Raw genomic sequence first — 12746 nt, forward strand, 5'->3', positions numbered from 1 at the left:
ACTTTCAATCTATCCCCAAAACAACTTCAGGATGAGATCAAGTCTCTTTTTATGAATGTTTCAAAAATCAGTCTTTTTGAACACTACCAAAAATCTTGTCGCCAGCATCACCCAGACCAGGAACAATATAGCCTTCTTCATTCAGACCTTGGTCAATCGATGCGGTATAGATCAACACATCTGGATGTGCAGCTTCTACTTTGGCAACACCTTCTGGTGCAGCAACCAAGACCATGACACGAATATCTTTACAGCCACTTGCTTTCAATACATCAATTGCAGCAATTAAAGAATTACCTGTCGCAAGCATTGGATCAATAATCATGGCTAAGCGATTGGCAACATCAGGCACTAACTTTTTATAGTACGTGCGCACTTCCAAAGTTGCTTCATCACGCTCTAAACCTAAGACACTTACTTTCGCGCTTGGAATCAGGCTAAGAACACCCTCAAGCATACCAATACCAGCACGCAAGATCGGAACAATGGTGATTTTCTTCCCTGCGATACGCTGAGTTGAGACTTTCCCTGCCCACCCATCAATTTCATGATCAACAACAGGAAGATCCTTTGTTGCTTCATAAGTCAGTAACATCGTGACTTCTTGCGCTAATTCACGAAAGTTCTTGGTACTAATATCTGAACGACGTAATAAACCAAGTTTATGGCGAATAAGCGGATGACGGATTTCTTGAATCGACACGAATGAGTACCTAGGTAATATTAATCTCGTTCCATTATAAAGTGTTTTTTTACTCATCAATAAAAAAGCCTCCAACTTTGGAGGCTTTTTTGTACAAATCCGACGATTACTGTTGTTGAGACAACATAAAGTGCAATGGAGAAAGGATCTCTGCCTTCAATGCCAAGTTAATCATTGGATCTGGATAAACACCCATCACCAATACTAATAACGCAGCAGCAAGCACCATAAGACCACCGACTTTACTCCCCCAATGCGCATCTGCATCGATACGAGGTACATCTGGTGGAGTCATATACATCACCACCATCACACGTAAATAGTAGTACAAACCGATACCACTACCCACCACGATCATTGCCGCCAAGAACCAGTGTTGCGTTGTCACCGCAGCCATTACAACCAGGAACTTACCAATGAAGCCTGCTGTTAATGGAATACCTGCCAAAGATAACATCATCACGGTTAATGTTGCAGTCAAGATCGGACGGCGCCAGAACAAACCACGGTAGTCTGCAAGGCTTTGTGCTTCATCAACGTTGTTATACGGGCTCGACATTAATGCAACCGCACCAAATGCACCGATTGTGGTCAATACATAGGTAATTACATAAACAGTGACGCTACCAAGACTTGCGTAAGTCATGCTGATTAAAGCAATTAGTAAATAACCGAAGTGTGCAATCGATGAATAACCCAAGATACGTTTCAAATTGACTTGACGAACTGCAAGTAAGTTACCCACCACGATCGACAATACCGCAATGATGGTAATTACTGTCACTAATGATTCAACCAAGATTGCACCAGAAGTCAGTAAGTAACGTACAAATAGACCAATCGTTGCAACTTTCGCAGCCGTTGCCAAGAAGGTTGCCATAGGTGCTGGTGCACCTGCATACACATCTGGCGTCCATTTATGGAATGGCGCAAGTGAAAGTTTGAATGCAACAGCAAAGATAATTAAACCTAAGCCCAATAACACCATCGGTTGTTTGATTGCAGTAAACAATGCCTGAACAGAGTCATAGAACGACAATGAACCTGTATAGGCATAGATATAGGCCATACCCATGAGCAACATTGCAGAAGCAGTCGCTGAAAGCACAAGGTATTTAATCCCCGCTTCCAAAGACTGACTACGTTGATAGGTATACGCCAACATGCCGTATACAGGAATCGACATCAACTCTAAGCTGATGAAGAATGCTGCATAGTGTGAGCTTGAAACCAACAACATTGCACCTGTCACTGAGCACAGTAACAAGATATACAACTCTTCGCGGTTGTCCTTATAGGTCTCAATATAGGCATGAGATAAAGTACAGCACGCTAAAGCAGCAATCAGAATCAAGAATTGATAGAGCATGGTAAATGGATCAACCATGAACATACCCATCACGTTTACTGGTGCAAAGTGCCCACTAAACATGGTGTATCCAATATAAATTGCAGCAAGGTTTAAACCCACAACCGAAGTTGTTGCAATCAGATTGTGATTACGTTTAATCGCAGTTAATAACATCACGACAATTGCGGTCAAAGCCACAATCATCACGGGAGCCAGTGGCATTAGCTCAGAAAAAGAAATTGTGAAGTTCATAATTTATTGCATCTCCACATGTTCAAGTTGAGTTGCTGCCTGTTGAACAGTCTCGACAACGTCTTGTACTGGCATATAACTATTGACTAACCATTGCATGCTTGAATGAGACATATCCAAGAATGTTTGCGGATACATACCTAACCAAAGCAAACCGATCGCACAGATCATCAAAATGCTCACTTCACGAGCAGATAGATCCTTAAGCGGACTAGTATAGTGCTGTTTTTGCTCTGGATTTGGCTCACCAAACAATGCTTTGTGAATCAAGATCAGACCATATAGACCCGCAAATACCAAGCTCACTGCTGCGATGATGGTGAACGCTGGATAAGATTTGAATGAACCCATCAAGATCAGGAATTCACCAATAAAGTTACCTAAACCTGGTACACCAACCAATGCTGCAACAAAGAACATCAAGAAGAATGGCAAGTATTGCAGCTGACCACGAAGACCGCCCATCAAACGTAAATCACGTGTATGTAAACGCTCATACACTTGACCAGACATAATGAACAATGCAGCAGATGACAAGCCATGCGCCAACATCATGATCATCAGGCCTTGGAAGGTCAGGATGTTACCTGCATAAATTGCAAGTAAGATGAAACCCATGTGCGAAATAGAAGTATACGCAAGCAGACGTTTCATATCTGTTTGTTGGTACGCTAAGAATGCACCGTAGAAAATACCAATCAGACCCAAAATAATGGCGATATCAGCAAATTGTGCTGATGCAGCCGGGAAGAATGGAATTACGAAACGAAGTAAACCATACGCTGCTGTTTTAATCAAAATACCAGCCAAGTCCACAGAACCCGCTGTTGGTGCTTGCGCATGCGCATCAGGCAACCAGCCGTGTAATGGGAATACCGGTAATTTCACCGCAAAACCGATGAAGAAACACAGCATGAATGCATAAGCAACTTCAGGTGGTAAGTGGTTCGCAACAGCCAATAGGTAGTTGTAATCGAAACCGATCATACCTGTCATCATGTATCCATAGACCACAAGGCCTAAGATACCAATCAACATGATCAAACCAGCGATTTGAGTATATAAGAAGAATTTGGTTGCAGCATAAACACGCGAACGACCATTCGACCCTGAGTGACCCCATAACGCAATCAAGAAATAGATTGGTACAAGCATCATCTCCCAGAAGAAGAAGAACAGGAATAAGTCAATCGCCAAGAATACACCGATTACCCCACCTAAACTCCAAAGTAAGTTTAAATGGAAGAAACCAACGTTCTTTTGAATCTCACCCCATGAACAGCCCACTGCAAGTACACCCAGTAATGCAGTCAACAACACCATAAGGAGAGATAAACCATCCACCGCTAAGTGAATGCTAATGCCTAAAGTCTGAATCCAAGGAAGATGGAATTCAGCCGCCCAAGTCGGGACTTTACCGCCCAGCTCGTAGCTAAATGTACCACTTTGCCACAGTGCTATGCCCAAACCGAAGGTAATGAGCATACCAATCAAGGCAATCCAGCGCGGCAAATGTTGGTCGTATTTATCGACTAACCAACAAATAAAACCAGCAATGAAAGGAACTAAAATCAGTGCGGGTAAAATTAAATTGTTTTCCATTTTATTTCCCCACAACCTGAATCACGATCAAGATCATCAATAACACCACTACACCGAGTGACATGCTTGAAGCGTATTCACGTAATGAACCTGTTTGACGCGAACTTGTAAAGCTATTACCACCCTTCACAATAGCAGGGAGTACTAACCATAAACCGTCAACTGGATCACGACCTAAAATTTTCGCAATCAATAAATAAGGTTTTACAAAGACGATGTCATACAACGCATCGAAACCAAATGCTGTACGGCAAATGTGCGCTAAACCAGCACCCAAAGACGTTTGAGCAAAAGCTTTTACTGCACCATATGCAAAAGCAAACAAGAAGATACCCACAGCTAAACCAGCGAGGGCAACACCACTTGCTAAATGCTCAGCATGCGAAACTGCAGCTTCTAATGTTTCTGGAATCACAAAACTTGGAATATTTGCAGTCGTCAATAACTTGGCAACTGGCGCTTGCAAGAAGTAACCAATACCTGTTGATAACGTAGCAAGAATCGCAAGTGGACCCCAATACGTCACGCCATGAATGGCATGTGCATGGGTTTTCTCTTCGCCGAAGAATACCACCCAGATTAAACGGAAAGTATAGATAGACGTTAAGAATGCACCTGCAACACCCACCCAGTACAAAGTATGGTAAAGCGGAAGGTTAGCAATGGTCGATTGAGCATATACCGCGCCCAAGATCGCATCTTTAGAGAAGAAGCCAACCGTCACGATTGGAAGTGCTGCCAATGCGCCACCACCGATCACGAAACACCAGAATACGAATGGAATCTTGTGACGTAATCCACCCATTTTGAAAATGTTTTGTTCGTGATGACATGCAAGAATTACGGCACCTGAAGAAAGGAACAATAACGCTTTGAAGAATGCATGAGCCAACATGTGGAATAAACCAGCTTGGTATGCTTCAGCACCCACTGCCATAAACATATAACCCAACTGACTCATGGTTGAGTAAGCCAAGATACGTTTGATATCGGTTTGCACCAATGCGGCAAAGCCAGCAACCAGCAAAGTTACAGCACCTGTAATCGAGATGAACTGCATTACTTCTGGTGCCATTTCCATCACAGAGAACATACGGCAGCATAAGTACACACCTGCTGTCACCATTGTTGCCGCGTGGATCAATGCAGATACTGGTGTAGGACCAGCCATCGCATCGGCTAACCATGTTTGTAATGGAATTTGCGCTGATTTACCTGCCGCACCCAAGAACAACATCAATGCTGTCCAGATCGACAATGATGAGCTTTGCGTCATCACAGTCGCTGCATTTTCAACAATGTACTGAATATTCAACGTACCAAACTGTTGATAGAGCAAGAACAATGCGATGAGTAAGAATACGTCACCCACACGTGTTACGGTGAATGCCTTGATCGCCGCCCAACCATTTGCAGGGTTTGAGTAATAGAAACCAATCAATAAGTAAGAGCACAGACCTACGCCTTCCCAACCTAAGAACAATAACGCCAAGTTATCGCCCAAGACCAACAACAACATGCTGGCAACGAATAGGTTGAAATAAGAGAAGAAACGCGCATAACCTTCTTCACCACGCATATACCATGATGCGAAGATGTGAATCAGGAAACCAACACCTGTCACCATACCTGTCATCAATAATGACAAGCCGTCTAACTGTAAGCTGATGCCTGGCTCAAAACCGCCAACACTGAACCAAGTCCATAAGTGTTGAACAAAAACGGTTTGACCACTGCTGGTAAATGCCAGACCGGCAATTAAAGCAAATAACGCAGATAAACCCACTGAACCAACGCCAATAATGGCAGCTACATTTTCAGAAAGTTTGTCACGCCCTGCCGCTAAAAGGATAAAACCAATGAGCGGAAATAAAACGGTTAAATATAATGTACTCATCCGCGCATCTCACTAGCAGCATCCACATCCAAGTGATGGAAGCGATGATAAAACTGAAGGACGATCGCAAGACCAATACATGCCTCTGCTGCAGCAAGCGTCAGAATCAAGATGAACATGATCTGTCCATCTGGCTGCGCCCAAACGCTACCTGCTAAAACGAATGCCAATGCAGCGGCATTCATCATCACTTCAAGGCTCATTAGCATAAATAAAAGGTTGCGTCGCACCATTACACCGTAAAAACCCAGTGCAAAAAGGATGGTTGCAACGATCAAACCATGTTCTAAAGGGATGTGTCCCATTATTCTTTATCCTCTTCTGCACCTGGTTCACGTTTGCCTAAGTGGAATGCTGCAACAAGTGCTGCAAGCAATAACATCGCGGCAACTTCTACCAATAATAGATAGTGAGTAAATAGTGCTTGACCGACTGCTTTAGGCCCAACAACTTCTGTCCCCATTGGTGCAGAAATCGTGGTGTATTCACCACCGAGCATCCACACCAAGATTAAGCCCAATAAAAAGCTCATCAGTGCAGGAAAAGCCCAAGCATCTGAAGTCAACCATTTGCTTTCTTGTTCAATGGTATCTTGTCCAAGGTTCAACATCATGACAACGAAGACGAACAAGACCATGATCGCACCTGCATACACGATGATCTCAAGGGCAGCCGCAAACGGCGCCCCCACGATCATGAAAATGCCAGCAACCGCAAGAAGAGAAACGATCAAGCTAAGTAATGCATGCACAGGATTGGTGTTGGTCACCACACGTACTGTCGAAACAATGGCCACAAGTGCCATCAAATAAAATGGCCACATCATGGTAATAAGCTCCGTACATCTACTGGTGCACTTTCTTTTTGTGCTTGACCTTTTTCTTTACCGCTCACAGCCATACCGGTTACACGATAGAAATTGTAGTCAGGATATTTACCCGGTCCAGAAATGAGTAAGTTTTCTTTCTCATACACCAAGTCTTGACGTACATATTCACCCAGTTCGAAATCTGGTGTCATCTGAATCGCTGTGGTTGGACATGCTTCTTCACACATACCGCAGAAAATGCAGCGAGAGAAGTTAATACGGAAAAATTCTGGATACCAACGTCCATCTTCTTTTTCCGCTTTTTGCAATGAAATACAGCCCACTGGACATGCAACCGCACAAAGGTTACATGCCACACAACGCTCTTCACCATCTGGATCACGCGTTAATACGATACGACCGCGATAGCGTGGAGGCGCAATTTGTTCACCCGGTACTTCTGGATATAAGATCGTGTCACGTTTACGTGTTACATGGCTGAACACCATCCATAACGAACGTACAATCGATCCAAAGCCAGCTAGAATTTTATACATTTTGTACTCCCTGCTGTCCTAGGCCTGATTCATCAGAATCACAGCACCAGTCACTAACAAGTTGACCAACGCCAATGGCAAACAAACTTTCCAACCAAAGTTCATCACTTGGTCATAACGTGGACGCATTAACGAGCCACGAGCCAAGACAAACATCATTACAAAGAATGCTGTTTTAATCACGAACCAGAATAATGGTGGAACAAATGGAATTTCTAAGTTAAATGGTGCAAGCCATCCGCCGAAGAATAAAGTCACGATCAAAGCCGAGATCAAAACAACGTTGACGTATTCCGCAACGAAGAACATCCCCCACTTCATACCACCATATTCAACATGGTAACCTTCAGCCAATTCTTGTTCAGCTTCTGGTTGGTCAAATGGGTGACGGTGCGTGACCGCAACACCCGCAACCACAAAGATCAAGAAACCTAAGAACTGAGGAATGATGAACCACATATCACGTTGTGCTTCAACAATTTCACGAAGGTTGAATGAACCTGCAATCGCAACCACACCCATCAACGAGATACCCAAGAACACTTCATAAGAAATGGTTTGAGCAGCAGAACGAAGACCACCGAGTAATGAGTATTTGTTATTAGACGCCCAACCACCAAATAACACTGCATAAACTGCAATACCTGCCATTGCCATAAAGAACAATAGGCCGATACTCATGTCCGCAACGCCCAGTGTCGGACTTACTGGAATCACCATGAATGAAAGTACCGCAGTTGCCATCGCAACTGCTGGTGCTAAACGGAAAGTCAGCTTATCAGCAAACTTTGGTGTCCAGTCTTCTTTGAACATGATCTTAAGCATGTCGGCAACGATCTGGAACATACCACCCGGACCGACACGGTTTGGACCATAACGGTCTTGCCATAATGCCAAGAGACGACGCTCAATAAATGACATCAAAGCAGCAACCAAAACCACCACCAGCAAGATCACAATCGCCTGAATCACTGAATAAGCGATTGGCCAGTTCTCAGCCCAAAGTGGCGTTTGACGTATAATTTCTTGATTCATGAATTACACTCCTACCGCCACAGAAACAGGCTCTGCCAATGAAACAGTTGGTGCTAAACCAATTGGGTAACCAATATAACCTGTTGGTAAATATTCGATCACTTGTACTGGTAAGCTAATACTCGTTTCACCTGCTTTTACTGTAATACGTTGACCATCTTGAACATTTAAGCGTGTCGCATCTTGCTCACCCACAGCAAACATTGCTTCAGGAATACGAGATTCCATCGCAGGTGTTTTAATGGTGAATTCGCCAGAACCAAAAATATGGTGCATTGGCACAAGGCGGAAGCTTTCAGGATTCACAACAACAGCTGAAGGTGCAACATAGCTACGTGCAGGACGTTTTGCTAAACGATCGAATAAACGTACACCCGAATCACCACCTTTTAAGTGACCACCCACTTCATCTTGGTATTTGTTCCAAGCTTGTGGTGAGTTCCAACCCGCAGACCATGCGAAAGGTACCAATGAAGATGCTGTTTGATTCCCTACATAACCTTCCATAGAGAACGTTAATGCAGAGTCGATATCCGTCGGTTGTTTCGGTTCATGAATCGATAACGGTGCACGTATTGCAGTACGACCTGAGTAACGACGTGGTTCACGTGCAATTTTCAAACCGTGGATACGATAGCCAGCATCTGGTGCAACGTCTTCAATTGCAGCAAGTACAGGAACATTCTTCACGATGTCATCAATTACATCATCAAGCAATGTCCAATCGACTGCTTTGCCTTTCAGACCCGTCTCAATAGCATGTAACCAGCGCCAAGATTCTTTAATCGCATATTCAGGTTTGTAGTAGCTTGGGTCATACACTTGATAGAAACGTTGTGCACGGCCTTCTTGGCTTACGACAGTACCGTCACCTTCAGCAAAGCTTGCAGCCGAAAGTACGATATCTGCAAGTTTCAAGGTTTCAGTTTCACTATGATCGAGTACGATCACAGTCTCAGCCTTGTCAAATGCAGCTTTTACTTGAGCCACGGGTAAACGACGAGTTAAGTCATTTTCAATCACAACCACTGCATCATAATCTTGTGCAAATGCTTGTTCTAAGCTTAAGCCACCAAACAGTGCCAAGCCCATTGAGTTCACTTCAGGAACAGTCAATGACAAACCTGCATGTTCACCTAAGTTTTGTGCAACTTGAGCTGCAGCTTCCATGATGGCAGGATCTTGTAAGCTCGTACCAGAGATAATCAATGGTTTTTTCGCCGCTTTCAAAGTATCTGCAATGGTTTGCGCAAATGCTTTGGCATCATCAGCCAGACCCGTCAATACTTCGCCTTTAACGGCAGCAGCAACTGCGAAACCTAAACGTGCGATATCATTTGGCGATGCAACCACTTCACCTGTCGCAACATCCGCTAAACGCGTTTGTGTTGCAGCAAGGATATAGATTGGTGATTTTGCATCTTGACCGATACGTTGAACCGGTTCAGCCAGCCAGTCTGGTGTACGTGTTGCAGCAGCCATTTCTTTGGCTTTATTTTTCGCAGCTTGGCGAACAGATAAAGCCATACGTGGCGCAGTTTGAGTTAAGTCTTCACCCAAGATCAACACCGCATCATAGCTTTCAATTTCACGCATGTTCGGGTTATAGATACCCTGTGTTTGCATGATTGACGCAGCTAACTCAACCAAGTTTTGATCTTTTTGAGACATCCCTGTTGAGTAGTTGTCTTGTCCAACCAATTCACGTAGTGCGTAGTTTGATTCCAAGCTTGCGCGTGGTGAACCAATACCTAACACTTTCTTGCCTTGAAGTTGAGTAATCACTTGATCAAGTGCCTGATCAACACTCACAGTCGCAACAGTTTCACCATTGCGGAACTGCGGTTGACGTGGACGATCTTCACGATTCACATAACCCGTACCAAAACGACCTTTGTCACAAAGGAAGTATTGGTTGACTGAACCATTGAAACGGTTTTCAACACGACGGATTTCGCCATAGCGTTCACCCGGAGAAATGTTACAACCTGAAGAACAGCCATGACATACGCTTGGCGCATACTGCATGTCCCATTTACGGTTATAACGTGCCGAATGTGTCTTATCAGTAAATACACCCGTTGGACAGACTTCAGTCAAGTTACCAGAGAATTCAGACTCTAAAGTTCCTGATTCAGGACGACCGAAGTAAACACGTGAAGCATTGGCATAGACACCAAAGTCCGTACCGCCCGCATAATCTTTGTAGTAACGCACACAACGATAACATGCGATACAACGGTTCATCTCATGCGCAATAAACGAACCCAACTCTTGGTTGTGATGCGTACGTTTGGTAAAGCGATAGCGACGACGGTCATGTTGCGTCATGACGGTCATATCTTGTAAATGACAGTGACCACCTTCTTCACAGACTGGACAGTCGTGCGGGTGGTTGGTCATTAAGAATTCAACAATCGACGCACGGAAATCCGTTGCTTCTTTGTCTTCAATCGAAATATAGGTATTGTCGGCAGCAGGTGTCATACATGACATTACCAAGCGTCCACGTGTGTCCTCAGGATTTGCGTACTGAGTTACCGCACATTGACGACAAGAACCAACAGAACCTAAGGATGGGTGCCAACAAAAATACGGGATGTCGATGCCAAGGCTTAAACATGCTTGTAGCAAGTTTTCAGTGCCGTTGACTTCATACGATTTTCCATCGACATGAATTGTAGCCATAGTCGAATTCCTTAAGCTTGTTCTACGTCTAGAGCAGGAGCATGGGTTTTAACCTTTGCTTCAAACTCGCCACGGAAATATTTAAGTGCGCCCATAAGCGGCTCCATCGCACCTGGTGCGTGAGCACAGAAAGTTTTACCAATCCACAATTTACGAGTAAGTTCTTGTAAGTGATCGATATCTTCTTTCTTACCTTCGCCTGCTTCCAGTGCTTTAAGCGCTTTAACTGCCCAAGGTAAACCATCACGGCATGGTGTACAGAAACCACATGATTCACGTGCAAAGAATTCTTCTAAATTACGTGTAGCAGAAACCATACATTGAGTTTCATCCACCACCATCAACAAACAGGTTCCTAAACGTGAACCCGCTTTCATGATTGTTTCAGAATCCATTGGAAGATCAATGTGCTCAGCTGCTAAAAAGTCAGTCGAAGCACCACCTGGTAACCATGCTTTCAAAGTGAGACCATCACGCATACCACCGGCATGATCTTCAATCACTTCACGCGCGGTTGTACCGAATGGAAGTTCCCAAAGACCAGGGAATTTAACTTTGCCTGATGCACCATAGATCTTGGTGCCTGGGTCTTTCGACTTACCCGCAGAAAGATTGATGTACCACTCAGGACCACGCAGCATAATCGCTGGCAAGTTGTTATAGGTCTCAACGTTGTTGACAATCGTTGGACGACCCCATGCCCCTGCAACTTGCGGGAATGGCGGTTTGGTACGCGGATTGGCGCGGCGACCTTCAAGCGAGTTGATCAATGCAGTTTCTTCACCACAGATATAACGACCTGCGCCGGTGTGAACATGCATATCAAAGTTCCAGCCTGTTCCAAGGATGTTGTCACCCAAGTAACCTTTGGCACGGATTTGCTCTAATGCTTCATTTAAGTATTGAGCTGCTTCGACATATTCACCACGAATGAAGATATAACCTTGAGTTGCTTCTAAGGTATAACCTGCAATCAGCATGCCTTCGATCAATTGATGAGGAAGTTTTTCCATCAACAAACGGTCTTTAAAGGTACCTGGTTCCATTTCATCGGCATTACAGATCAAATAGCGTGGGCCACCATCATTTGGCGCCATCAATGACCATTTAATTCCCGCTGGGAAACCTGCACCACCACGACCTTTGACTGTCGCAGCTTTAATGACTTCAAGCACATCTTTTGGTGGCATGCTCAAGGCTTTTTTAAAGCCAGCATAACCTTCTAATGCTTCGTATTCATCGGCAGCACGAACAAACTCTTGTTTGCTCAAACGCCAAGTCAATGGATGCGTTTCTGGGTTACCGTCGCCATAAATTGGTTTTGGTTCAGTATTCATACATACTTCTCCAATAACTGTTTAACTGATGACACGTCCACGAGGCCGTGCGTATCTTCATCAATCATTAAAGTTGGACCTTTATCACAGTTGCCTAAACAGCAAATTGGGAGCAAGGTAAAACGACCATCTGCTGTGGTTTGTCCATACTGGATACCCAACTCGCGCTGGAACGCTTCTGCCAAAGTTTCTGCACCCATCAAGAAGCATGCAATTGAGTCACACAATAAAATCACATGGCGACCAACCGGTTGACGGTAGATACGGTTATAGAAAGTTGCAACACCTTCCAGATCCGCCACACTCATACTCAACAACTGTGCAATCGCATTCATTTGTGCATCATCAACCCAGCCATTACGGCCTTGTACACACTTCAACGCATCAAGTGATGCTGCGCGTGGGTACGGATAGTGACCAATGTGATGTTCAATTTCATGGATTTCTTCAGCAGTCAAAATCCCTTCAACATTCACACGAGGTTTTTTATCAGTCAAAATCATCATAATCGTTTAC

Annotated in this window: 11 protein-coding genes; all 11 read right to left on the bottom strand. The window is 44.2% G+C overall.

Annotated features, from left to right (window positions below; translation table 11 throughout):
• Positions 1-67 precede the first annotated feature (67 nt).
• The 11 genes from upp to nuoE all read right to left on the bottom strand — a co-directional run bounded on the left by upp (position 68) and on the right by nuoE (position 12736).
• Complete coding sequence (upp, locus tag A7P55_RS08300) at positions 68-703, bottom strand: uracil phosphoribosyltransferase (protein ID WP_017402053.1); 636 nt, start codon at positions 701-703, stop codon at positions 68-70.
• 106 nt (positions 704-809) lie between these two features.
• Positions 810-2306, bottom strand: a complete 1497-nt coding sequence (nuoN, locus tag A7P55_RS08305; protein WP_004804782.1) for an NADH-quinone oxidoreductase subunit NuoN — start codon at positions 2304-2306, stop codon at positions 810-812.
• A 3-nt stretch (positions 2307-2309) separates the two neighbouring features.
• Positions 2310-3908 carry an NADH-quinone oxidoreductase subunit M gene (gene nuoM / locus A7P55_RS08310; protein WP_171551781.1) on the bottom strand — a complete coding sequence of 533 codons (1599 nt, stop codon included), beginning with the start codon at positions 3906-3908 and terminating at the stop codon, positions 2310-2312.
• A 1-nt stretch (position 3909) separates the two neighbouring features.
• Positions 3910-5805 (bottom strand): NADH-quinone oxidoreductase subunit L, encoded by a 1896-nt coding sequence (nuoL, locus tag A7P55_RS08315; protein ID WP_171551782.1) that lies wholly within the window; start codon positions 5803-5805, stop codon positions 3910-3912.
• Entirely contained in the window at positions 5802-6110 is a 309-nt protein-coding gene (nuoK, locus tag A7P55_RS08320) for an NADH-quinone oxidoreductase subunit NuoK (RefSeq protein ID WP_004655436.1), read from the bottom strand. Before nuoK ends, nuoL begins: the two co-directional genes overlap by 4 nt.
• Entirely contained in the window at positions 6110-6628 is a 519-nt protein-coding gene (gene nuoJ, locus A7P55_RS08325) for an NADH-quinone oxidoreductase subunit J (RefSeq protein ID WP_171061079.1), read from the bottom strand. The genes nuoK and nuoJ overlap by 1 nt, the downstream gene beginning before the upstream one ends.
• The gene (gene nuoI / locus A7P55_RS08330; protein ID WP_004655439.1) at positions 6628-7170 is read right to left on the bottom strand and encodes an NADH-quinone oxidoreductase subunit NuoI; all 543 of its coding nucleotides are present in this window, start codon (positions 7168-7170) and stop codon (positions 6628-6630) included. The genes nuoJ and nuoI overlap by 1 nt, the downstream gene beginning before the upstream one ends.
• Positions 7171-7188: 18 nt before the next feature.
• Positions 7189-8205, bottom strand: coding sequence for an NADH-quinone oxidoreductase subunit NuoH (gene nuoH / locus A7P55_RS08335; protein WP_004804775.1), 1017 nt, complete (start codon positions 8203-8205; stop codon positions 7189-7191).
• A gap of 3 nt (positions 8206-8208) precedes the next feature.
• A complete protein-coding gene (gene nuoG / locus A7P55_RS08340; protein WP_171551783.1) occupies positions 8209-10893 on the bottom strand; it encodes an NADH-quinone oxidoreductase subunit NuoG in 2685 nt (894 codons plus the stop codon).
• A gap of 11 nt (positions 10894-10904) precedes the next feature.
• Positions 10905-12230: an NADH-quinone oxidoreductase subunit NuoF gene (gene nuoF, locus A7P55_RS08345; RefSeq protein ID WP_171551784.1), complete on the bottom strand. Its 1326-nt coding sequence runs from the start codon at positions 12228-12230 to the stop codon at positions 10905-10907.
• Entirely contained in the window at positions 12227-12736 is a 510-nt protein-coding gene (nuoE, locus tag A7P55_RS08350; protein ID WP_171551785.1) for an NADH-quinone oxidoreductase subunit NuoE, read from the bottom strand. The genes nuoF and nuoE overlap by 4 nt, the downstream gene beginning before the upstream one ends.
• Positions 12737-12746 lie beyond the last annotated feature (10 nt).

Source organism: Acinetobacter sp. Ac_5812, from assembly GCF_013072695.1.
Lineage (GTDB): Bacteria > Pseudomonadota > Gammaproteobacteria > Pseudomonadales > Moraxellaceae > Acinetobacter.